At 74.0% G+C, this 22,272-nt stretch carries 18 protein-coding genes and 1 pseudogene; 7 read left to right on the forward strand and 12 right to left on the reverse strand.

Going from position 1 to position 22,272, the window contains the following annotated elements; translation table 11 throughout:
- Window positions 1-97: 97 nt before the first annotated feature.
- The 7 genes and pseudogenes from ACFYVJ_RS18810 to ssd all read right to left on the reverse strand — a co-directional run.
- Window positions 98-520 (reverse strand): annotated as a pseudogene (locus ACFYVJ_RS18810) (Rv3654c family TadE-like protein); the annotation flags it as partial.
- Window positions 414-830 carry a TadE family type IV pilus minor pilin gene (locus ACFYVJ_RS18815; protein ID WP_388892723.1) on the reverse strand — a complete coding sequence of 139 codons (417 nt, stop codon included), beginning with the start codon at window positions 828-830 and terminating at the stop codon, window positions 414-416. The pseudogene ACFYVJ_RS18810 and the gene ACFYVJ_RS18815, both read right to left, overlap by 107 nt.
- The gene (locus tag ACFYVJ_RS18820; protein ID WP_234380345.1) at window positions 772-909 is read right to left on the reverse strand and encodes a DUF4244 domain-containing protein; all 138 of its coding nucleotides are present in this window, start codon (window positions 907-909) and stop codon (window positions 772-774) included. The genes ACFYVJ_RS18815 and ACFYVJ_RS18820 overlap by 59 nt, the downstream gene beginning before the upstream one ends.
- A gap of 100 nt (window positions 910-1,009) precedes the next feature.
- Entirely contained in the window at window positions 1,010-1,831 is an 822-nt protein-coding gene (locus tag ACFYVJ_RS18825) for a type II secretion system F family protein (RefSeq protein WP_388892726.1), read from the reverse strand.
- Window positions 1,815-2,672, reverse strand: a complete 858-nt coding sequence (locus ACFYVJ_RS18830; protein WP_388892728.1) for a type II secretion system F family protein — start codon at window positions 2,670-2,672, stop codon at window positions 1,815-1,817. Before ACFYVJ_RS18830 ends, ACFYVJ_RS18825 begins: the two co-directional genes overlap by 17 nt.
- Window positions 2,669-3,814, reverse strand: coding sequence for a TadA family conjugal transfer-associated ATPase (locus tag ACFYVJ_RS18835; protein ID WP_388892965.1), 1,146 nt, complete (start codon window positions 3,812-3,814; stop codon window positions 2,669-2,671). Before ACFYVJ_RS18835 ends, ACFYVJ_RS18830 begins: the two co-directional genes overlap by 4 nt.
- 494 nt (window positions 3,815-4,308) lie before the next feature.
- A complete protein-coding gene (gene ssd / locus ACFYVJ_RS18840; protein WP_388892967.1) occupies window positions 4,309-5,688 on the reverse strand; it encodes a septum site-determining protein Ssd in 1,380 nt (459 codons plus the stop codon).
- Between the two features lie 539 nt (window positions 5,689-6,227).
- On the opposite strand from ssd, the gene ACFYVJ_RS18845 reads away from it, so the two are divergent.
- On the forward strand, window positions 6,228-7,058 hold the full coding sequence (locus ACFYVJ_RS18845) for an HAD family hydrolase (protein WP_388892730.1): 831 nt from the start codon (window positions 6,228-6,230) through the stop codon (window positions 7,056-7,058).
- 393 nt (window positions 7,059-7,451) lie between these two features.
- On the opposite strand, the gene ACFYVJ_RS18850 is transcribed toward ACFYVJ_RS18845, so the two are convergent.
- Window positions 7,452-8,297, reverse strand: a complete 846-nt coding sequence (locus ACFYVJ_RS18850) for a Fic family protein (RefSeq protein WP_388892732.1) — start codon at window positions 8,295-8,297, stop codon at window positions 7,452-7,454.
- Window positions 8,298-8,383: 86 nt separating this feature from the next.
- Here ACFYVJ_RS18850 and ACFYVJ_RS18855 point away from each other — a divergent pair, with 86 nt between their 5' ends.
- Entirely contained in the window at window positions 8,384-9,406 is a 1,023-nt protein-coding gene (locus ACFYVJ_RS18855) for an ATP-binding protein (protein WP_388892734.1), read from the forward strand.
- On the opposite strand, the gene ACFYVJ_RS18860 is transcribed toward ACFYVJ_RS18855, so the two are convergent.
- Entirely contained in the window at window positions 9,394-10,581 is a 1,188-nt protein-coding gene (locus ACFYVJ_RS18860; RefSeq protein WP_388892969.1) for a hypothetical protein, read from the reverse strand. The two genes, ACFYVJ_RS18855 and ACFYVJ_RS18860, sit on opposite strands and share 13 nt — an antisense overlap.
- 441 nt (window positions 10,582-11,022) lie before the next feature.
- Between ACFYVJ_RS18860 and ACFYVJ_RS18865 the strand changes: the two genes are divergently transcribed.
- The 5 genes from ACFYVJ_RS18865 to ACFYVJ_RS18885 all read left to right on the forward strand — a co-directional run bounded on the left by ACFYVJ_RS18865 (window position 11,023) and on the right by ACFYVJ_RS18885 (window position 18,812).
- The gene (locus tag ACFYVJ_RS18865; protein WP_388892736.1) at window positions 11,023-13,575 is read left to right on the forward strand and encodes a bifunctional SulP family inorganic anion transporter/carbonic anhydrase; all 2,553 of its coding nucleotides are present in this window, start codon (window positions 11,023-11,025) and stop codon (window positions 13,573-13,575) included.
- 122 nt (window positions 13,576-13,697) lie between these two features.
- Entirely contained in the window at window positions 13,698-15,653 is a 1,956-nt protein-coding gene (gene acs, locus ACFYVJ_RS18870; RefSeq protein ID WP_388892738.1) for an acetate--CoA ligase, read from the forward strand.
- A gap of 233 nt (window positions 15,654-15,886) precedes the next feature.
- Window positions 15,887-17,284, forward strand: coding sequence for a Na+/H+ antiporter NhaA (gene nhaA / locus ACFYVJ_RS18875; protein ID WP_388892740.1), 1,398 nt, complete (start codon window positions 15,887-15,889; stop codon window positions 17,282-17,284).
- A 101-nt stretch (window positions 17,285-17,385) separates the two neighbouring features.
- Window positions 17,386-17,889, forward strand: a complete 504-nt coding sequence (locus ACFYVJ_RS18880; protein WP_388892971.1) for a phage holin family protein — start codon at window positions 17,386-17,388, stop codon at window positions 17,887-17,889.
- A complete protein-coding gene (locus ACFYVJ_RS18885; protein WP_388892742.1) occupies window positions 17,886-18,812 on the forward strand; it encodes an alpha/beta fold hydrolase in 927 nt (308 codons plus the stop codon). Before ACFYVJ_RS18880 ends, ACFYVJ_RS18885 begins: the two co-directional genes overlap by 4 nt.
- 426 nt (window positions 18,813-19,238) lie before the next feature.
- On the opposite strand, the gene ACFYVJ_RS18890 is transcribed toward ACFYVJ_RS18885, so the two are convergent.
- The 3 genes from ACFYVJ_RS18890 to nth form a co-directional block, all read right to left on the reverse strand.
- Entirely contained in the window at window positions 19,239-20,438 is a 1,200-nt protein-coding gene (locus ACFYVJ_RS18890; protein WP_388892744.1) for a MarP family serine protease, read from the reverse strand.
- Between the two features lie 12 nt (window positions 20,439-20,450).
- Window positions 20,451-21,113: an NUDIX hydrolase gene (locus ACFYVJ_RS18895; RefSeq protein WP_388892746.1), complete on the reverse strand. Its 663-nt coding sequence runs from the start codon at window positions 21,111-21,113 to the stop codon at window positions 20,451-20,453.
- A gap of 317 nt (window positions 21,114-21,430) precedes the next feature.
- Window positions 21,431-22,261 (reverse strand): endonuclease III, encoded by an 831-nt coding sequence (gene nth / locus ACFYVJ_RS18900; protein WP_388892748.1) that lies wholly within the window; start codon window positions 22,259-22,261, stop codon window positions 21,431-21,433.
- Window positions 22,262-22,272: the final 11 nt, after the last annotated feature.

The following is a 22,272-nucleotide window of genomic DNA, read 5'->3' on the forward strand; positions in this document are numbered from 1 at the left end:
AGAGCGGGAGTCTGAACGCTGGAGCGCGCTCTACCGCAAGCCCGGCCGCGGGACCGGGCGCAAGGCCGGCCACGGGACCGGACACGGGTCCGGCCGGGGCCGGCGGGCCTGCGCGGGAGCGGACTTCGGCGGTGAAGCGGCCGGTACGGGCCGCCGCCACGACGTCCGCGACCTCCCCGGACACGGCGCACCGCAGCAGCCGGGCCCCCTGCGCCGCCGCCACCCGGCGGGCCGCGGCGCAGGCCGCCGCCTCGCCGAGCAGCGCCCGGTCCGCCGCCGCCAGCGCCGCCAGGTCGGCGGCACCGCCGGCGCGGTGGCGGGAGTGCACCGCCTGCCCCAGGGCCAGCGCGGCGGCGAACACCGCGCACAGCGCGAAGCACGCCAGCGCCGACCACACCGTGGCCCCGCCCCGGTCATCGAACGGTTTCTTCCGCAAGGGCGACCGCCTCCCCTCCGAGGTCCAGGGAGAGCGACCCAGGCCCGGGGGCCGCCGCCCGCACGCGTACCCGCACCAGATCACCGTCCCGCGCCACCGCCACGTCCGCCCCGCGCGGAGCCGCCGCCAGTGCCGCCCCGCGTACGTCATCCGGAGGCTCGCCCCGGGCCGCGGCCCGCGCGCCCGCGCGGGCGGCGTCCACGCACTGGATCTGGGCGGCCGCGGCCATCAGCGCCCAGACCAGCCCGAGGGCGAGGAACACGAGGGCCGGAACGGCCACCGCCGCCTCCGCGGTGACGACCCCCGCGTCCGCCCGCGCCCAGGCGCGGCCCGGGTCAGAACGGGACGTCCAGCGCGCGTTCCACCACCGCCTGCAGCGCGCCGCCGACCGCATCGCTCGTCACCACCTTGTACAAGATCGCCGCGAACGCGACCGCCGCGATCGTGCCCACCGCGTACTCGGACGTCGTCATCCCCGCGTCCCCGCCGAGCCTCCGCGCGCACGCGCGCACCCTCCGGACGAACCTGCCGCCCATCTCAACCCCCGTGTCTCCGTATCCGAATCCGTGTCCTTCATCGACTGCCGCCCAGCAACTGCCCGGCGAGGCCCATCACCACCGGCGCCACCCCGACCGCCAGGAACGCGGGCAGGAAGCAGAGCCCCAGCGGGCCCGCCACCTTGACGCCCGCCCGGCGGGCCCGGGCCGCGGCGGCGCGGGTCTCCTCCGCCCGGCACTCGGCGGCCAGCCGGGAGACCGCGTCGACCACCGGTACGCCCGTGTGGTCCGCCTGCTCCAGCCACCCGGCCAGCCGTGCCGCGCCCGGGAGTTCCGCGAGCGGCGCCCAGGCCGCGTGCGGGGCGGCGCCCAGGCGCAGCTCCGCCGCGCCCTGCGCCAGCCGTGTCCCGACCTGTCCGCCCAGCGAGCGGCCCACCTCGGCGGCCGCCTCCCGCGGACCCGCGCCGGCCGCGAGGCAGGCGGCGAGGAGGTCGGCGGCCAAGGCGAGGTCGGGGCCGGTCCGTATGCCGGCGTCGCGGCGTGCGACGGTGGCCGTATGGCGCTGCCACCGCCGTATGCCGTACGCGGCGGCGAGTCCCGCCACCGCGCCGACCGCCCCGCCGACGAAGATGAGCACCGCGGCCCCCGCGAGCAGCCCGGGACCCCACCGCACCACCGCACTGCGGAGCCGCACCACGCCCGGCTCCCGCCCGCCGCCGGGCCGCCCGGCCGGCTCCCGGCGTACGGGCGGCGCCACCGGGCCCAGCACGGCGGGGAGCCGACGCCGCGCGGCGCGCGCCCGCCAGGACGCGAGGGCCGCGTCCGCCGCGCAGTACGCGGCGGACAGCACCGAAAGCACCGTCCACAGGCTGTGGATGAACTCAGCGCGCATGCGCACCTCGCACGATCCGGCCCACCCAGGCCAGCCCCGCCCACTCCAGCAGACCGCCCGCCACCAGGCAGACCAGCCCCGCGGACGTGTGCAGCAGCACCCGCAGCGGCGCGGCGCCGAGCGCCGAGCCCATCACCAGCCCGAAGCAGGGCAGCAGGGCCAGCAGCAGAGCCGTCGCCCGCGGGCCCGCCAACTGGGCCTGCATCTCGTCCCGTTCGTCCCGCTCCGCACGCAACGCCGCCGCCACCCGGTCCAGCCCGTCCGCGAGTCCCGCGCCGCGGCCCGCGGCCACCTGCCAGCACGCCGCGACGCCCGCCAGCCCCTGCGCACCGGGCGCCCCGGCCGCCGACCGCAGCGCTCCCGGCACATCGCCGCCGAACCGCGCGGCGGCCAGCACCTCAGGACCGCCCGCGGGCCCGCCGGGCGCCGCGGCGAGCAGCGCCTCGGCCGGCTGCCGTCCGGCCCGCAAGCCGCCCGCGACCGCCGCGCACAGCTCGATCACAGCCGCCGCTCGGAGCACCTCGGCACCACGCCGCTCCCGGCCACACAGCCGTCGCCCGACGAGCGGCACCGCCACCGCCCCCGCGAGCAGCGGCAGCCACGACGCACCCAGCAGCGCCACCGCACCCCCGGCCGGCAGGCACCACAACTCGCGCCGCCCACCCCACGCCCGCACGACCGCGGCCACCCGCCACCGCTGCCCCGCCCGCACCGCGCTCCCCGGCCGCCCCAGCAACACCCGGGCCCGGCGCACCGCGGGCCTCCGCCCGCCGGCGAGCACCACGGCCGCCCCCGCGCACAACGCCGCCCCGCACACCGGCGCGACCGCCGTGACCTGCCCGCTCACGCCGCACCCCCGCCCCGCGCCAGCAGCCGCTCCAGCCGCGGCCATCCGGCCCTGCGGGCGAACCCGCCGGCCGCCCACACCGCCGCGGGCACCGCGGCCACCAGCCCCGCGGCATCGCGCTCCAGCACGTGCACCTCCGCGATCCGCCGGCGCCCCCGCCGGTCGCGCACCAGGTGCAGCAGCACCGACACCCCCGCGGCCAACTGGCTGTGCAGAGCGGGCCGGTCGAGTCCCGCGACCGCACCCAGCGCCTCCAGCCGCGCGGGCACGTCGCCCGCCGCGTTCGCATGGACGGTGCCCGAGCCGCCTTCGTGCCCGGTGTTCAGCGCGGCCAGGAGGTCGACGACCTCACGTCCCCGCACCTCGCCCACGACCAGCCGGTCGGGCCGCATCCGCAGCGCCTGCCGCACGAGGTCCTGCAGCGTCACCTCGCCGACACCCTCCTGGTTCGCGGGGCGGGCTTCGAGACGTACGACGTGGGGGTGATGCGGTCGCAACTCGGCCGACTCCTCCGCCAGCACGATCCGCTCGTCCCGCCGCACCAGCGACAGCAGCGCACTCAGCAACGTCGTCTTGCCGCTGCCCGTACCGCCGCTCACCAGGAACGACAGCCGGGCCTCGAGGAGTCCGCGGAGCAGCCCCTCGCCACCCGGGGGCACCGTGCCCGCGGCGGCCAGCTCCGCGAGGCTGAACGCCCGCCGCCGCACCACCCGCAGCGACAGGCAGGCCGACCCCACCGCCACCGGCGGCAGGACCGCGTGCAGCCGCGTGCCGTCGGGCAACCGGGCGTCGACCCACGGCCGGGCGTCGTCGAGCCGCCGCCCGGCGACGGCGGCGAGGCGCTGCGCCAGCCGCCGTACGGCATCCGCGTCGGCGAACCGCACGTCGACCCGCTCCAGGCCGCGCCCCCGGTCCACCCACACCTCGTCCGGCGCGGTGACCAGCACGTCGGTGACGTCCGGCTGGGCCAGCAGCGGCTCCAGCGGACCGCTGCCGACCATCTCGGAACGCAGCGCACCCACGATCGCCAGCACCTCGGTGTCGCCGAGCAGCCGCCCCTCCCGCCGCAGCGCGGCGGCCACGCCGGCGGGCGTCGGCTCCCCGCCGCTCTCCGCCAACCGCCGCCGCACCGCCCCGACCAACTGCCCCGACACGGCAGGAACTTGCCCGTCACCGCCGCCGGAGCGCCGGGGCGAACAGGCGTATTCGGCTACGGAATCGGGGGGTTCCGCCTCGCGGACGGCCGGCGAGTCCGTCCCGGCACCGGCAGACACTGACTCCGGGCCCCGGCCCGGCCGGGCATCTCTCTCAGAGCCATACCCCCACCGAATCGGCCCCCGCGGCACCTCGTTCTCACCAGCCGTACGAGCCGGAGCAGTCGCCGGTCCACCACCCGAGCCGTACAGCGTCAGCAGTGAGCCCGGCCGCACCTCGCCCCCAGGCGCCGCGGGAGCCGCACCGGCCGCGCCCGGGGCGTCCGGACCGCACTCCGCCCAAGGCCGTTCCGGCTCGGCGTCGTCCCCGCGGGCCGTACGGACCACGGCGGTTGCCGCCTCCTCCGCGCCCCCTCGGCCGTACCGCGGCAGGGTCCACCCCGACACCGTGACCCGCTCCTCCGCCGCCTCTTCCGCGCGCCTCATACCGGCGCCCCCTCCGTGCTGGCACCCGGCAAGGCCCGGGCCCAGAAGTCCGTGCAGAAGCGGGACAGCGGCGTACGCGGGCGGCTGCCCGGCGGCGCGCCGGTCTCGGCGGCCTGCGACAGGCCCGAATCCGCCGGGAGTTCACCGGCCAGCGGAAGGCGCAGGAGTTCGGCGACGTCCTCGGCCATCAACCCGCCCCGCGCCGGGCCCCGGACCACCACCCGCAGATCGCCCAGCACCATCCGCACCGCGTCCGCCACCCGGTGCGCCGCCGCGACCGCGCGCAGCTCCGCCGGCACCACCAGCAGCCCCACGTCCACCTGGGCCAGCGCCTCCGCCACCGGCTCGTCCACCCGCCGCGGCAGGTCGACCACGACCACGCCGCCCCGCCGGCGCGCCGCCGCCAGCACCGAGCGCATCGCCTCCGGCGCCACCGGCGCCGCCCCCGCCTCGCCGCCGCCCCGGTCCCAGCTCAGCAGCCGCAGGTCGTGCAGCCGCGGCAGCGACTCCTCCAGCGCCGCCCCGCCGATCCGCCCCCGCGACGACGCGAAGGCCGGCCAGCGCAGCCCCTCCGCCTCCTCGCCGCCGAGCAGCACATCGAGCCCGCCGCCCAGCGGATCCGCGTCGACCAGCACCGTGCGCCGCCCGGCCCGCGCCGCGGTCACCGCAAGCGCGCAGGCCAGCGTGGACGCCCCCGCACCGCCCCGGCCGCCGACGACGCCGACCGTGCGGGCCTGCGCGCCGACTCCCTCCACGGCGTCGGCGATCCGGTCCACCAGCGCCGTCTCGCCGTCCGGCAGCACGACCACCTGCTCCGCCCCGACCGCGACCGCCCGCTCCCACACCCCCGGGTCGTCCTGATCCCGGCCGACGAGCACCACCCCGTCCCGCCGGGCCCGCCCCGCCGCCAGCCGCCCGGCGCTGTCGTCCCCGACCAGCACCAGCGGCGCCGCGACCCAGTCCTGCCTGCCCGGCGCGTGCGAGACCTCCGCCTGCGTGCCCGCCGCGGCGCAGAGGCGGAGCAGGTCGTCGAGAAGGTTCTCGTCCTCCGTGACGACCAGCGGCCGCCCCGCGGGACCGTCGCCGGCACCGGCGGATGCGCTCCCGTCACCCCCGGACGCGCCGCCGGCACCGCCCGTCCGGCCTCCGGCCCCGGGCCCGAACCCACCGGCCCGGCGCCCCCAGGCAACCCGCACCCCGGTCCCGCGCAGCGACGCACGACGTACGGAAACCCCGCGAGCCGCAGCCCCCGGCCCCGTAGCCCCCGCCGGCACGAGCCCGCCGCCCGGCCCCGCCAAACCGCCTCGCACCCGAGGCCCACCGCCCCGCAGTCCGCCGTACCGCAGTCCGCCGTCGCTCAGCCCACCGCTCCACACCCGGCTCATCACGCCGCCTCCCCCGATTCACCCGCCGCACCACCCGGCACGCCGTCCGCCACGGCCCGCGCCGCCGCCCTCCGCGACAGCACCCGGCCCGCTTCCGACCCCACCGTGCCCCCGGCGCCCCACCCCTCGTGGATCTTGGTCAGGATCTGGGGATAACCCGCCAGTTGTGGACAACTCCGTCACCCGATCGGGGGAGTGTGCCGATCCAGGGCAACGGTTACCCACGGTGATGCGTCTAGTTCCACGACGACGATGAAGGCAGCCCGAAGGACCGCCCGAAGCAAGGAGCGACCGGGAAGAGCGGAAGAAGATCCGACGCGGTCGGAGAAAAATTCGAAAAAACCGGAGTCCGGACATGCGACGACCCCCGCCGGGGGGGAGAGCGGGGGTCGTCCCCACGGCCGACTCGGGGGGGGGAGGAGCCGGTCCGGGTTAGCACGGTCGCGAACGATCCGTGACTTCCATGGTGTACCCGAGAGCCTTCTCAGGCAAACCCACGCGCCACACCTTACGCCGAATGGTGGGCGCCTATGCTCGCACTCGTGGAAAACCACTCGTTGCCCAGGACGGCCGCCTTCTTCGATCTGGACAAGACGGTCATTGCGAAGTCGAGCACCCTGACCTTCAGCCGGTCCTTCTACCACGGTGGGCTGATGAACCGGAGGGCTGTGCTCCGGTCCGCCTACTCGCAGTTCATCTACCTCCTGGGCGGCGCCGACCACGAGCAGACCGAGCGCATGCGCGCCTACCTCTCCAACCTCTGCCGCGGCTGGAACGTGGCCCAGGTGAGCGACATCGTGGCCGAGACCCTCCACGACCTCATCGACCCGATCATCTACGACGAGGCCGCCTCCCTCATCGAGGACCACCACCTCGCCGGCCGCGACGTCGTCATCGTCAGCAGCTCGGGCGCCGAGGTGGTCGAGCCCATCGGCGAGCTGCTCGGCGCGGACCGCACGATCGCCACCCGCATGGTCGTCGAGGACGGCCGCTACACCGGCGAGATCGACTACTACGCCTACGGACCCGCCAAGGCGGACGCCGTACGCGAGCTGGCCGACGCCGAGGGCTACGACCTCGCGCGCTCGTACGCGTACAGCGACTCGATCACGGACGTACCCCTGCTGGAGACCGTCGGCCACCCCTACGCCGTCAACCCCGACCGGGCGCTGCGCCGCGAGGCGGAGCAGCGCGACTGGCCGGTGCTGTCGTTCGCCCGCCCCGTACGGCTGAAGCAGCGGCTGCCGCAGTTCTCGCTGCCCTCCCGGCCGGTGCTCGCCGCGGCCGCCGCGGGGCTGGCGGCGGCGACCGCGGCGGGGGTCGTCTGGTACGCGTACCGCCGCCGCCTCCAGGCCGCCTGAGACGCCGGAAACCCGCCCCGACCTGCACACCGTCCGCTTCGCCCGATAATTAACCTTTGCCAATATTTGCAGGTGAAAGTAAATATCCGCGCGCTGGGCTTCCCTCTCCCCCGCGGACAGGAGTACAAAGGAATTGCGGCCCGCGAAGCCAGGGCATCCGAGGAGGATCCCCCAGCAACATCGGCCCCGCGGACCGCACATGGAAGTCGGGAACCCACGCGACGCCGATCCCTCGAATAGGGACCGCCACACCAGGCAACGGACGGGTGCCGGGCCTGATGGGCAAAGAACTCTGCACGCACTGGTAGCCCGGCGGACATGAGACAGCGGCGGTGCCCACGGGCACCGCCGCAACTCTGTGGCTACGGGCCCGCAGACCCCCGCGCGCCGCCGCTAGGCCGCGCCCCGCTGCAGCGCCTCGCACACCGCCGTGCTCTCCCGCGCCCCCAGCTCGACGGCCCTGCCGCAGTGCGCGATCCACTCACCGACGCCCTCCGGCGTCCCGCTCGCGTAGCCCGCGAGCGCCGTCACGTACGCCCCGCGCCCCTGCTCGGCGTGGCCCACCTCGGCCGGGCAGACCGCCTTCGGGTCCAGCCCGCTGCCGACGAGCACGATCCGCTCGGCGGCCCGGGCGACCAGCCCGTTGCCGGTACGGAACGGGCGCAGCGTCAGCAACTCGCCGTGCACCACCGCCGCCATGACCAGCGCGGGCGCGGACGAGCCCGCGACGACCAGGGCCGCCAGCGCGTCCAGCCGCGCCGCGGCCTCCTCGGCGTCCGGCAGCGGCGACGGCAGCGCCGCGCCCGGCTCAGAGACGCCCTCGCCCGCCAGCCGCGGCCGCCCCACCGCTTCGCCGGCATTCCCCTCGGAGGGGTCCCCGGCGCCCCCAGACGCCACCACGTGCAGCCGCGCCAGCACCTGCATCGGCGACTGCCGCCAGGTGCTCAGCAGTTGCCCCGCCTCCGCGTTCGCCCGCAGCGCCCCGCCGACCGTCCGCGGCTCCCCCGCGCCGGAGAAGTCGCTGCGCCGCCGTACCTCCTCCAGTGCCCAGTCCGCGCCCGACAGCGCCGCCGAGGCCCGCGCCCCGCGCAGGGCCGCCTCCGCCGACACCTCGTTGCTGCGCCGCCGCATGACCCGGTGCCCGTAGACGCGATCGACCGCCCTCCTTACAGAGGACACCGCCTCCTCGACTCCCGGGAGGGTGCTCAGGGCCGCCAGCGGGTCGGTCACGCTCGTCATGCGTACGAGACTACGCAACCCGATGGGGTGGACTTGTGGGGCCCTTTCCCTGACCGCGGGGCAAGATCCCGCTACCGTTTCTGAACATGAAGATCGCTTTCGTGGGAAAGGGCGGCAGCGGCAAGACCACCCTGTCGTCCCTCTTCGTCCGGCACCTCGCCGGCACCGGCCGCCCCGTGCTCGCCGTCGACGCGGACATCAACCAGCACCTGGGCGCCGCACTCGGGCTCGACGAGGAGGAGGCCGCCCGGCTGCCCGCGCTCGGCGCGCACCTCCCGCTCATCAAGGAGCACCTGCGCGGCGCCAACCCGCGGATCGCGGACGCCGCCGGCATGATCAAGACCACACCCCCCGGCACGGGTTCCCGCCTGCTCACGGTCACCGGCGACAATCCGGTGTACGCCGCGTGCGCCCGCCCCGTGCGCCTGGACAACGGCTCCGTGAGCCTCATGGTCACCGGCCCGTTCACCGAGGCCGACCTGGGCGTCGCCTGCTACCACTCCAAGACCGGCGCGGTGGAGATGTGCCTCAACCACCTGGTCGACGGGCGCGAGGAGTACGTCGTCGTCGACATGACGGCGGGCAGCGACTCCTTCGCCTCCGGTATGTTCACGCGCTTCGACATGACGTTCCTCGTCGCCGAGCCGACCCGCAAGGGCGTCTCCGTCTACCGCCAGTACAAGGAGTACGCCCGCGACTTCGACGTCGCGCTGCGCGTCGTCGGCAACAAGGTGCAGGGCCCGGAGGACCTGGAGTTCCTGCGCGCGGAGGTGGGCGCAGACCTGCTGGCCGCGTTCCCGCACTCCGACTGGGTGCGGTCGATGGAGAAGGGCCGCCCGCCGGCGTTCGCGATGCTGGAGGAGCCGGCGGCGCAGGTGCTGCGGGAGCTGTACGGGGCCGTGGACGCGTCGTACGAGCGCCGCGACTGGGCCCGGTACACCGACCAGATGGTCCACTTCCACCGCAGGAACGCGGAGAGCTGGGGCAACGCGAAGACCGGGGCCGATCTGACGGACCAGATCGACCCCGGCTTCGTCCTGGGCGAGACCGCGCCCCCGGAGCCCCTGCCTGCCGTACGGGGCGCGGCCGCGGCCCCTCAGCCCGCCTGACCCTCCTCGGCGTCCCCGGTGCCGGCGTGGTCCTTCTGCCCGGACCCCGCCGGCTCGGCGCGCTGCGCGCTCCCCTGCTTCGCCTCCTTGGCGTCCTTCGCCCGCTTGGCGTCCTTGGCCAGGAACTTCTCCCAGCCCTTCGCCGGCTGCTCGCCCACGTCCAGCGTGCGCAGCTTGGCGAGCGACGCCGGGTCCTGCGCGTCCAGCCAGTCCACCAACTGCCTGAAGGAGACGCAGTGCACGTCCTTCTTGGGGCAGACGGTCTTGATGGTGTCCTCTACGGCGCGCATGTACGCGCCGCCGTTCCAGCTCTCGAAGTGGTTTCCGATGACGAGGGGCGCGCGGTTGGTCGTGTACGCGCGCTCGAAACCGGCCAGTAGCCCCTCGCGCATCTGCCGTTCGAAGGCGGCGTGCTGGGCGGCGGGCGCATAGGCGGTGCCCGACTGGTTGGCCATGAAGTTGTAGTCCATGCTCACGACTTCGAAGGCGCGGCCGGGGAAGGGGACCTCCTGCAGCGACAGGTCCCAGATGCCCTCCTTCTTCTTGGGCCACACCTGGCTGCTGACACCGCTGGTGTCATAGCGGAAACCCATCTCCTTCGACGCCTTCATGAGGTTCTTCTGCCCCTCCAGGCAGGGGGCGCGACCGCCGGCCAGCTCCTTGTCGTAGTCGAAGGGAAGGGGGTCCGCCTTCTTCCGGCCGGTGTTCGTCTTCCAGTGCTGCACGAACTGCTTGGCCTGCGCGATCTCGCTCTTCCAGTCCTCCTTCGACCAGCTCGCGACGCCCGTACGGCCGCAGAAGTGGCCGTTGAAGTGGGTGCCGATCTCGCTGCCCTCCAGCCACGCGCCGCGCACCTGCTCCAGGGTGGCGCCGACCTCCTCCTCGTCCAGGTAGCCGATGTCGGAGGCGCCGCGGGCGTGGCCGGGGGGCTCGTACTCCATGCGCTTGTCCCGGGGCAGGACGTAGACGCCGCTGAGGAAGTACGTCATGGCCGCGTCGTTCTCCCGCGCCACCTTGCGGAAGTGGGAGAAGAGCCGCTGGCCGTCCTCGCCGGCGCCGTCCCAGGAGAAGACGACGAACTGCGGCGGCTTGGCGCCGGCCGACATCCGGCTGACCGTCGGCTGGTTGGGCTGCTTGCCGGTGTATGCCGTGGAGCCGTCGCCGATGAGCTTCATCGGTCGGCCCTTGCCGGGTGCGTCGTCCGCCGCGCCGCGCTGCGGATCGCCGTCCGATCCGGTCCCCGGAGAACAGCTCGCGACCGCCACTCCCCCCAGCGCCAGGACGCCGCAGATCCCCACGGTCGCCCGCCATGTTCCGAACAAATCTCCCACCTCTTCCCGGCGTCGCCAGGGACGCACTGCCTCGAATGGCCGAATGCACGCGCGATTCCTCGATGCACGCTCGGAAAGAGGGATAACCGGGAATTCAGATTATCTCTCTGTATTCACTCGATGGATGGGAGAAGTGGTCCGACCGGCGCAAAACGCTTCGCGGACTCTTTACATGGCATTACGATTCATTTACTCGCCCTTGAGGGTCACCGAACCGTCACTCTGAGTGACGTAACCCGTGTGCCCGTGCTGCAAGACGCCCCCTCCACCTCGAGGAGACGCCACATGCCCGCAGGACGCCCGACGCCCCTGGGAAGCCCTTCCGCCGAGCGCGCGAAGGATCCGGAGCACGAACCGGAACACGACCCGGAACACACGGCAGACCCCGAACCCGCGAAGGCCGCAGGACACCCCGAGCACGCCGCAGTCCCCGGACCCGCCGCTCCCCCCGAACACACCGCCTCCCGGCGGCCCTTCGCCGCGGACCTCTCCGCCTCCGTGACCGTCTTCCTGATCGCGCTGCCGCTCTCCCTCGGCATCGCGCTCGCGACCGGCGCCCCGCTGCAGGCAGGGCTGCTGTCCGCCGCCGTGGGCGGCATCGTCGTCGGCCTGATCAGCGGGGCGCCGCTCCAGGTCAGCGGGCCCGCCGCCGGGCTGACCGTGGTCACGGCCGACCTCATCCAGCAGTACGGCTGGCGCGCCACCTGCGCCATCACCGCCCTCGCGGGCCTCGCGCAGCTCGCGCTCGGCTCGCTCAAGGTGGCCCGGTCGGCGCTGGCGGTCAGCCCGGCGATCGTGCACGGCATGCTCGCGGGCATCGGCGCGACCATCGCGCTGGCCCAGTTGCACATCGTCCTCGGCGGCAGCCCGCAGAGCTCGCCCGTCGACAACACCCTGGCGCTGCCCGGCCAGTTCGCCGACCTGGACCTGGCCGCCGTGTCGGTGAGCGCCGTCGTCATCGTCGTGCTGCTGGGCTGGCCCCGGCTGCGCGGCCGGGGCACGGGGCCCCTGCGGTACCTGCCGGGGGCGCTGGCCGCCATCGTGCTCGCGACCGGCTTCGCCTCGCTCGCCGGACTGCACCTGCCGCGCGTCGACCTGCCGTCGTGGAGCAGCCACGCGCTCGCGGGCATGCCCGACGGGCCGGTGCTCGGGCTGGCGTCGGCCGTGGTGACGGTGGCGCTGGTGACGAGCGTGCAGTCACTGCTGTCCGCGGTGGCGATCGACAAGCTGTCGGCCGCGCAGGAGGGTGCTCGCCCCATGCCGCGTGCCGACCTCGACAAGGAGCTGCGTGCCCAGGGCGCGGGCAACGTCGTGGCGGGGCTGCTCGGCGGGCTGCCGGTGGCCGGCGTCGCGGTGCGCAGTTCTGCGAACGTCGCGGCGGGGGCGGTCAGTCGCGGCTCCGCGGTGCTGCACGGTGTGTGGGTGGTGCTGGCGTCGCTGCTGCTGGTGGGGATGCTGGAGCTGATCCCGCTGGCGGCGCTGGGGGCGCTGGTGATGGTCGTCGGGATCCAGATGGTGAAGATCAGCCACGTGCGGTCGGTGCAGCGGCACCGGGAGGTGCTCGTCTACGCGGCGACGGTGGCCGGCGTCGTGGTGCTGGGCGTGCTGGAGGGCGTCGCCGTGGGGATCGCGGTGGCGGTGGCGATGTCGCTGCACCGGCTCTCCCGTACCCGGGTGACGCTGGAGCGGCGCGGCGAGGGTGCGGCGCCGGGCGCGGAGGGCGCGGACACGGAGGCGGCGGAGGACACGTACCTCGTGCGGGTGCGCGGGCAGCTCACCTTCCTTGCCGTCCCGCGGCTGAGCCGGGTGCTCGCGCAGGTGCCGCCGGGGGCGACGGTGGAGGTGGAGCTGACAGGCTCGTTCATGGACCACGCCGCGTACGAGACGCTGCAGGAGTGGCGGCAGTCGCACCTCGCGCACGGCGGCGCCGCGGAGCTGGTCTCCGCCACCGGCCGGCGCATCGCCGAGCCGGCCACCGCGCACCACTGCCACCCCTGGACGCCGTGGCGCAACCACTGCTGCGTCACGATGCCGGACCGGCCCGCCCCGGCGCACCGGCTGCTCAGCGGGATCAGCAACTTCCAGCGCAACACCGCGCCGCGGGTGCGCGAGGAGCTGGCGCGGCTGGCCCGCGAGGGGCAGCGGCCCACCCAGCTCTTCCTCACGTGCGCGGACTCCCGGGTGGTCACCAGCATGATCACGTCGAGCGGGCCGGGCGATCTGTTCACGGTACGGAACGTGGGGAACCTGGTGCCGCTGCCGGGCGGCGCCGGGGACGACTCGGTCTCCGTGGGCGACGCGGACGGCGGGCTGCCGGCCACGGCCGGCACCCGCCAGGACGCCGCCGGCGCCGCCCTGCCCGACGACTCCGTCGCGGCGGCGATCGAGTTCGCGGTCGAGGTGCTGCGGGTCGAGTCGATCACGGTGTGCGGGCACTCCGGCTGCGGCGCGATGCAGGCGCTCCTCGACGAGGAGGCCGCCCACGGCGACGCCCCGGGCCCCGCCGCGGGCGTACCGCCCACGCCGCTGCGGCGCTGGCTGCGGCACGGGCTGCCGAGTCTGGCGCGGGCCAGGGCCGACGGCCCCCGGCTCGTCTCCCGGCCGTACGCGGACGACACCGAGCGGGTGAGCCTGGCCAACGTGGCGCAGCAGTTGGACCATCTCCGCCGGCACCCGTGTGTACGCCGCCGGCTGGCTGACGGTTCGTTGAGCCTGCACGGCATGTACTTCCACGTCGGCGAGGCGCAGGGTTATGTCCTGGGAGAACAGGGTGACTTCACGGCCGTACGCCCCGGGCCCGCCGCGCTGCCGGAGCATGCCGCGGCCGATGTCCGTTAGCACACGGCGCCTGCGGGTACCCACAGGTCTAAACCATTTTATCCCCAGGCCCTTGTCACACCCTCCCCAGCCTGATGAGCTAGGCCCGGGACTGAGGCGGACATCCTGGAAAGGGAGATGTCGTGAGCAACGAAAGCCTGGCCAACCTGCTCAAGGAGGAGCGCCGGTTCGAGCCGCCAGCCGAGCTGGCTGCGCACGCGAACGTCACGGCGGAGGCGTACGAGCAGGCACGTGCGGACCGGCTGGGCTTCTGGGCGGAGCAGGCCCGGAGGCTCAGTTGGGCCACCGAGCCCACGAAGACGCTCGACTGGTCGAACCCGCCGTTCGCGAAGTGGTTCGAGGACGGCTCGCTCAACGTGGCGTACAACTGCGTGGACCGGCACGTGGAGGCCGGCCTCGGCGACCGCGTCGCGATCCACTTCGAGGGCGAGCCGGGCGACTCCCGCTCGATCACCTACGCCGAGTTGCAGCGGGACGTCGCCAAGGCGGCCAACGCGCTGACGGAGCTGGGCGTGCAGACCGGCGACCGGGTCGCGATCTACATGCCGATGATCCCGGAGACCGTCGTCGCCATGCTGGCCTGCGCCCGCGTCGGCGCACCCCACTCGGTGGTCTTCGGCGGCTTCTCCGCCGACGCGCTCGCCACCCGGATCGCCGACGCGGACGCGCGCGTGGTCATCACCGCCGACGGCGGGTACCGGCGCGGCAAGCCGTCCGCGCTCAAGCCCGCGGTGGACGACGCCGTGGAGCGCAGCGACCGGGTGCGCAGCGTCCTGGTGGTCCGCCGTACGGGCCAGGACGTGGCCTGGACCGAGGGCCGCGACGTGTGGTGGCACGACGTCGTGGACCGGCAGGAGGACACGCACACCCCCGAGGCGTTCCCCGCGGAGCACCCGCTCTTCATCCTCTACACCTCGGGCACGACGGGTAAGCCCAAGGGCATCCTGCACACCACCGGTGGCTACCTCACCCAGGTGTCCTACACCCACCACGCCGTCTTCGACCTCAAGCCCGAGACCGACGTGTTCTGGTGCACGGCCGACGTCGGCTGGGTCACCGGCCACTCGTACATCGTGTACGGCCCGCTCTCCAACGGCGCCACCCAGGTGCTCTACGAGGGCACGCCCGACACCCCGCACCAGGGCCGCTGGTGGGAGATCGTCCAGAAGTACAAGGTCTCGATCTTCTACACCGCGCCCACCGCGATCCGCGCCTGCATGAAGTGGGGCGACGAGATCCCGGCGAAGTTCGACCTGAGCAGCCTGCGGCTGCTGGGCTCGGTCGGCGAGCCGATCAACCCCGAGGCGTGGATCTGGTACCGGGACCACATCGGCGCCGGCAGCACGCCGGTGGTGGACACCTGGTGGCAGACCGAGACGGGCGGCATCATGATCAGCCCGCTGCCCGGGGTGACGAGCACCAAGCCCGGCTCGGCCCAGGTGCCGCTGCCCGGCATCGCGGCCACCGTCGTGGACGACGAGGCGCGCGAGGTGCCGGACGGCTCGGGCGGCTATCTGGTGCTCACGGAACCGTGGCCGTCGATGCTGCGCACGATCTGGGGCGACGACCAGCGCTACAAGGACACGTACTGGTCCCGCTTCGAGGGCCGGTACTTCGCGGGTGACGGCGCGAAGAAGGACGACGACGGCGACATCTGGCTGCTGGGCCGGGTGGACGACGTCATGCTCGTCTCCGGGCACAACATCTCCACCACCGAGGTGGAGTCCGCCCTCGTCTCGCACCCCAAGGTCGCCGAGGCCGCCGTCGTCGGCGCCACCGACCCGCAGACCACGCAGGCCATCGTCGCCTTCGTGATCCTGCGCGGCGGCGCGGAGGAGGAGGACGGGCTGGTGGACGAGCTGCGGGCGCACGTGGCGAAGGCCCTGGGCCCGATCGCCAAGCCCAAGCGGATCCTGCCGGTCGGGGAGCTGCCCAAGACCCGTTCCGGCAAGATCATGCGCCGGCTGCTGCGGGACGTCGCGGAGAACCGCGAGATGGGCGACGTCACCACGCTGACGGACACCACGGTCATGGACCTCATCCAGGCGAAGCTGCCGAGCGCGGCCTCGGAGGACTGAGCCAGGGACCGCGGTGAGCGGTGCCGGCGGCGGGGGAGACCCCGCCGCCGGCGGCTCCGTCGCGCCGTATCTCCCCTTTGTCCCGTAATCTGACCCCAGGTTGATCGGCCGGTGCCGCCCTGTAGGGTGGCGGAGACACGTGAAGAGAGCGATAAGACCCTGAGGCGCGCCGGGAAGTCTGGTCGGCACAGAGCACTCGTGTATCTGCCGTCCACCGCCCGGGAGGCCCCGTCGTGACCGCGCCCCAGCGCCCGCAGCAGTCCCAGTTCCTGCGCAGACCGTCCCTCAAAGAGAGCAAGTTCCTCACCGAGGCCCTGCGTACGGAGACCGTCGGCGGACTGATCCTGCTGGCCGCGGCCGTCGTCGCCCTCGTCTTCGCGAACAGCGGGCTGAGCGGCACGTACGAGGACATCAAGGGCTTCACCTTCGGCCCCTCCGCGCTCGACCTCCGCCTCGACCTCGCCCACTGGGCCAAGGACGGGCTGCTGACGATCTTCTTCTTCGTCGTCGGCGTCGAGCTCAAGCGCGAGCTGATCGACGGGGAGCTGCGCGACCCGCGGGCCGCCGCGCTGCCGATCATCGCCGCCCTCTGCGGCATGGCCAGCCCCGCCCTCTTCTACGTCGCCGTCAACGCCGGCCGCGGCGACCTCGGCGGCTGGGCGATCCCGACCGCCACCGACATCGCGTTCGCCCTCGCCGTGCTCGCGGTCATCGGCAGCAACCTCCCCTCGGCACTGCGCGCCTTCCTGCTGACGCTGGCCGTCGTCGACGACCTCTTCGCGATCCTGATCATCGCGGTCTTCTACACCGCCGACATCAACCTCGTCGCCCTCGGCTTCGCCCTCGCCGGCCTCGTCCTCTTCTGGTTCCTCCAGCGCAAGGACGTCCGCGGCTGGTACGTGTACGTACCCCTGGCCCTGGTCGTCTGGGCCCTCATGCACGCCAGCGGCGTGCACGCCACCATCGCGGGCGTCGCCATGGGCCTGATGCTGCGCGTCACCACCCGACCGGGCGAAGAGCGGTCGCCGGGCGAGCGCATCGAGCACCAGATGCGCCCGCTCTCCGCCGGGCTCGCCGTGCCCGTCTTCGCCTTCTTCGCCGCCGGTGTGGCCGTGAACGCCGACTCGCTGGGCGGCGTGTTCACCGATCCCGAGCCGCTGGGCGTCGTGCTCGGCCTCGTCCTCGGCAAGGTCCTCGGCATCTCGCTCGGCTCCTGGCTCGCCGCCCGCTTCACCCGGGCGGAGCTGAACCCGGCGCTGCGATGGCCCGACGTGTTCGCCGTGGCGACGCTGGCCGGCATCGGCTTCACCGTCTCGCTGCTCATCAGCGAGCTGGCCTTCACCGACGACCCCGGCCTCGCCGAGGAGGCCAAGGCCGCGGTGCTGACCGGCTCGTTCATAGCCGCCCTGCTCGCGTGCGTGATGCTCAAGATCCGCGACAATCGCTACAAGGCGATCGCCGAGGAGGACGAGCGCGACGAGGACATGGACGGCATCCCGGACATGTACCAGCAGGAAGATCCGGAGTACCACCTCCGGATGGCCGCGATCCACGAGGCAAAGGCCGCGGAACACCGGAGGCGTGCCGAAATGCGGCACCCGCCCGGCGAGCAGGGTGACGGTCGGGCATGATGTGACTTCAGGCGGCGAAGGGACGGACGATGAGCGCAGCCGGCAACGGTGCGGCAGGCAGCCGGACGGCCGCGGACGCGAGCACCACCGCGAAAGTCACGATGGCGAAGGCCGGGACGGCCAAGGACGGCGCGGGCCCGGAGCCCGGCGACGACGCCCACCTCGACACGCAGCAGAGCCTGGGTCAGCTCGTCTCGACCGCCACCACGAACCTGAGCGCGCTGCTCCACGACGAGATCGCCCTGCTCAAGGCCGAGACCCGGGAGGACATCAAGCGCGCGGGCGCGGGCGGCGCCGCCCTCGGCGCCGCCGCCGTCCTCGTCCTCTTCGGCATCCCGGTGCTCAGCTTCGCCGCCGCGTACGGGCTGCACGCCCTGGGCCTCCATCTGGCCTGGTCGTTCCTCATCGTCTTCGGCGCCCACGTGCTCCTCGGCGCGCTCGCCGCCGTCTGGGGCATCGCCAAGATGCGCCAGATGCGCAAGCCCGAGCGCGCGATGAACTCCACCAAGGAGACCGCCACCGTCATCTCCGACTCCCTGCGCGGCCGAAGTCATCCGGCGGACCGACGCAAGCCGGCCGCGGGCGTGGCACGCTCGGAGTCATGACGGCACCGTCGCCAGTCGACCCGGCAGTCCACCTCGAGGGGCCCTGGACCCACAGGGACGTCGCGGCGAACGGCGCCCGCTTCCACATCGTGGAGATGGGCGAAGGGCCGCTGGTGCTGCTGCTGCACGGTTTCCCGCAGTTCTGGTGGACCTGGCGGCACCAACTGCCCGCGCTCGCCGAGGCCGGCTACCGCGCGGTGGCGATGGACCTGCGCGGCGTCGGCGGCAGTGACCGTACGCCCCGCGGCTACGACCCCGCGAACCTCGCCCTCGACGTCACCGGCGTGATCCGCTCCCTGGGCGAGCCGGACGCCGCGCTCGTGGGCCACGACCTCGGCGGCTACCTCGCCTGGACCGCGGCCGTGATGCGGCCCAAGCTGATCCGCCGGCTGACCGTCGCCTCGATGCCGCACCCGCGCCGCTGGCGCTCCGCGATGCTCACCGACCCGCGGCAGAGCGCCGCGGGCTCCTTCGTCTGGAGCGCCCAGCGCCCCTGGCTGCCCGAGCGGCAACTCGTCGCCGACGACGCCGCGTTGGTCGGCCGGCTGATCCGCGACTGGTCGGGGCCGCGGCAGCCGGACGACAAGGCGCTGCAGGTCTACCGGCGCGCGATGACCGTGCCCTCGACGGCGCACTGCTCGGTGGAGCCGTACCGCTGGCTCGTCCGGTCGCTGGGGCGGCCCGACGGCATCCAGTTCTACCGCCGGATGAAGCTGCCGGTGCGGGTGCCGGTGCTGCATCTGCACGGATCCCTCGATCCGGTGATGCGCACGCGCAGCGCGGCGGGATCCGTCGGGTACGTGGAAGCGCCGTACCGGTGGCGCCTTTTCGACGGTCTCGGGCACTTCCCGCACGAGGAGGACCCGGTCGCGTTCACGACCGAACTCGTCAACTGGCTGCGGGATCCCGAGCCCGACCGCTGACCCCCGCGCAGCTCACCGGCCGGTCCACCGCCCGTACGGCACCCTCCGCCACCGCGGCGACCGGGGCCTGGCGCGGCCGACGCTCGAACTGGACACGTCAATTGCACCCTGCATAGGCCGATGGGCCACGGAAAGGGCGATTACCGGCCGCCCGGCGGGGGGAGGATCCGGGGTATGGGTTGGACGCATGACTACAACGACGTAGGAACCCACCGCGCCACCACCCCGGACGCCAGACCGCTCCGGGGCGCCTCGGCGCACCGCGAAGTGGACCTCCCTCTGGGGATCCCGCACATTCTCCGCCGCCGGGCCCGCTGGATGAGCGCCCGGTTGCGGCGCGTGCACTGAGCCGCGCCTGCACCGAGCGGCCCGCCGGGGTCGTCCCGACGAGGATTCCGGAGGCTCGGCCCCCGGCTCCCCCGCGGCTCACATGGCGCAACTGTCGCTGTCCACGCGTTGCGACGCCGTGCGCCCGCGCTCGATGTCGTCGCGGACCTCGTCGACCGTCAGCGCGTAGCCGGTGTCCTTGTCGTCCATGGACCTGGCGAAGATGACGCCCACGACGGCGCCCTCGGGAGTGAGCAGCGGGCCGCCCGAGTTGCCCTGGCGGACGAGGGTGCGCAGGGAGAGGACGTCGCGGTTGACGGTGCCACGGCGGTAGATGTCCGGGCCGTTGGCCGTTATACGGTCGCGCACGCGCGCCGCCCGTACGTCGAAGCCGCCGTTCTCCGGGAAGCCGGCGACGATGGCGTCGTCGCCGCGGGTCGCGTCGTCCTGGTCGAACGGCAGCGCGGGGGCGTCCAGCCCGGGGACCTCCAGCACGGCGATGTCCCGCTCCCAGTCGTAGAGCACGACCTCGCCGTCGTAGAGCCGGCCCTCGCCGCCGATCTGCACGGTGGGCTCGTCGACGCCGCCGACGACGTGGGCGTTGGTCATCACGCGCTGCGGCGCGAAGACGAACCCGGTGCCCTCCAGCACCTTGCCGCAGGACTGCGCCGTGCCGACGACCTTGACGATGCTCTTCCGGGCCTGCTCGACCACCGGGCTGCTGACCAGCGCGGGGTCCGGCGCCGGCACGTTGGTGATCTGCTCGCTCTGGAACGGCGCGAAGACCTGCGGGAAGCGGTTCTCCGACAGCACGGAACTGAACTCGCCGAACCACGTGTCGGCGCTCTTCGGCATCACCTCGGCCACGCCGTTGAGCACCTTCGACGCGCGCACCTCGCGGGCGACGGTCGGCAGCGTCGTCGACGCCAGCGCCGTGCCGAGCAGCCAGGCGACGAGCAGCAGCGCCACGACGTTGACCAGCGCGCCGCCGGTGGCGTCGAGGGAGCGGGCAGGCGACCAGGTGATGTACTGCCGCAGTTGGTTGCCGAGGTGGGTGGTGAGTCCCTGGCCCACCGAGGCCGCTATGAGGACGAGGACGATGGCGCCGAACGCGGCCGTCGGGCCGAGCGCGGCGCCGTCGGTGAGCAAGTCCCAGATGACGGGCAGCAGATAGATGGCCAGCAGCCCGCCGCCGACGAAGCCGCACACGGACAGGACACCGACCACGAAGCCCTGGCGATAGCCGACCACGGCGAACCACACGGCGGCCGCCACCAGCAGGATGTCCAGCACGTTCACCCGGTCACCGTCTCATGCGTGCCAGTCCAGCGGCACCCGGCGGTCGCGATCCCACGGTCGCTCCCACCCGGCCAGGTGCAGGATGCGGTCGATGACGCCGGCGGTGAAACCCCAGACCAGCGCGGAGCAGACGAGGAACGCGGGGCCGAGATGGCCGCGCGGATGGACGGCCATGGCGCGGTTCGCCGGGTCGGTGAGATCCGCCACGGAGACGCTGAACACCCGTGCCGTCTCGGCCGGATCGACGACGCCGACGGGGCTGGGCTCGCGCCACCAGCCGAGCACGGGCGAGACGACGAAGCCGCTGACGGGGATGTAGAGCCGCGGCAGCACGGAGAACACCTGCACGCCCGCCGGGTCGAGCCCCGTCTCCTCCTGCGCCTCGCGCAGCGCGGCGCGCAGCGGTCCTTCGCCCGCGGGGTCGCCGTCCTCCGGGTCGAGGGAGCCGCCGGGGAAGGAAGGCTGGCCGGCGTGCGAGCGGAGGGAGTGGGCGCGCTCGGTGAGGAGCAGCTCGGGGCCGTCCTCGCCGTCGCCGAAGAGGACGAGCACGGCGGCGGGCCGGCCGCCGTCGCCGTCGGGCGGGAGGAAGCGGCTCAGCTCTTCCGGCCGTACGGTACGGGCCGCTTCGGCGACCGGCGCCAGCCAGCCGGGCAGCCCGGCGTCGCTGACGGCCACGGGCGCCCGGGCCGCGGGCGTACGGGACGCCGCATGGGAGCCGGGCGTAGCGGACGCGCGGGTACGGGATCCGGGCGCGGGGGAGTCGGGCGCATGGGACACGGGCGTTCGACCCACGGGCGTACGAGCGGAATCCGCGCCTTCCGCGGGCCCGTTCGCGGCGCCCGGGGCGCCGTGCGCGCCCCCGTCCGCTTCACCGCGCGCCTCACCCGCCGACGCACGCGTCGGAGCACCGGGCGCCGCCTCGTCCGCCGTGCCGCGCGCCGCACCCGACGCCGCGCCGCCGCCCGGCCCGCCGGGCGTCCGGCGCGATCGCGTCATGCGGCGCCCAGCGGGGGCGCGGGCTTCCCGGGGTAGTCCGGCGGGGGCTTGAGGCGCTGCCCGGGCATGCCGCCCTTCTCGTACTTCAGCAGCTTCTGCGCCTTCTCCGGATCCGTCTCCCCCTCCCCGTACGCCGGGCAGAGCGGGGCGATGGGACAGGCGCCGCAGGCGGGCTTGCGGGAGTGGCAGATGCGCCGGCCGTGGAAGATCACGTAGTGCGAGAGCATCGTCCAGTCCTTCTTCGGGAAGAGGGACCCGACCTCCTGCTCGATCTTGTCGGGGTCGGTCTGCTCGGTCCACTTCCAGCGCCGCACGAGCCGCGCGAAGTGCGTGTCGACCGTGATCCCGGGGACCCCGAAAGCGTTCCCGAGCACGACGAACGCCGTCTTGCGGCCCACGCCGGGCAGCTTGACGAGATCCTTCAGATTCCCCGGGACCTCGCCGCCGAAGTCGTCCCGCAGGGCCTGCGAAAGACCCATGATCGACTTGGTCTTGGCGCGGAAGAACCCGGTGGGCCGGATCAGCTCCTCGACCTCCTCGGGGTTGGCCGCGGCCAGGTCCTCGGGCGTCGGGTACTTCGCGAAGAGGGCCGGCGTCGTCTGGTTCACCCGCAGGTCGGTGGTCTGCGCGGAGAGCACCGTGGCGATGAGCAACTGATACGGGTTCTCGAAGTCCAGCTCCGGGTGCGCGTACGGATACACCTCGGCCAGCTCGCGGTAGATCCGCCGCGCCTGCCGCACCAGCCCCGTCCGCGTCGGCGCCGGTTTCGCCTTGCGCACCACCGCGCGGTCCCCCGCCGCCGATGCCGCCTTGCCACTCTTCGCCATGGGGCCAGCCT

Source organism: Streptomyces sp. NPDC004134 (assembly GCF_042874195.1).
Lineage (GTDB): Bacteria > Actinomycetota > Actinomycetes > Streptomycetales > Streptomycetaceae > Streptomyces.

Coding starts and splice junctions, on each gene's coding strand:
- ACFYVJ_RS18855 (WP_388892734.1), top strand. CDS start 8,384: ATGAAGATCGCTTTCGTGGGAAAGGGCGGCAGCGGCAAGACCACCCTG.
- ACFYVJ_RS18865 (WP_388892736.1), top strand. CDS start 11,023: ATGCCCGCAGGACGCCCGACGCCCCTGGGAAGCCCTTCCGCCGAGCGC.
- ACFYVJ_RS18880 (WP_388892971.1), top strand. CDS start 17,386: ATGGCGAAGGCCGGGACGGCCAAGGACGGCGCGGGCCCGGAGCCCGGC.
- ACFYVJ_RS18885 (WP_388892742.1), top strand. CDS start 17,886: ATGACGGCACCGTCGCCAGTCGACCCGGCAGTCCACCTCGAGGGGCCC.
- nth (WP_388892748.1), bottom strand. CDS start 22,261: ATGGCGAAGAGTGGCAAGGCGGCATCGGCGGCGGGGGACCGCGCGGTG.
- ACFYVJ_RS18860 (WP_388892969.1), bottom strand. CDS start 10,581: ATGAAGCTCATCGGCGACGGCTCCACGGCATACACCGGCAAGCAGCCC.
- ACFYVJ_RS18820 (WP_234380345.1), bottom strand. CDS start 909: ATGACGACGTCCGAGTACGCGGTGGGCACGATCGCGGCGGTCGCGTTC.
- ACFYVJ_RS18815 (WP_388892723.1), bottom strand. CDS start 830: ATGCGGTCGGCGGCGCGCTGCAGGCGGTGGTGGAACGCGCGCTGGACG.
- ACFYVJ_RS18845 (WP_388892730.1), top strand. CDS start 6,228: ATGCTCGCACTCGTGGAAAACCACTCGTTGCCCAGGACGGCCGCCTTC.
- ACFYVJ_RS18850 (WP_388892732.1), bottom strand. CDS start 8,297: ATGACGAGCGTGACCGACCCGCTGGCGGCCCTGAGCACCCTCCCGGGA.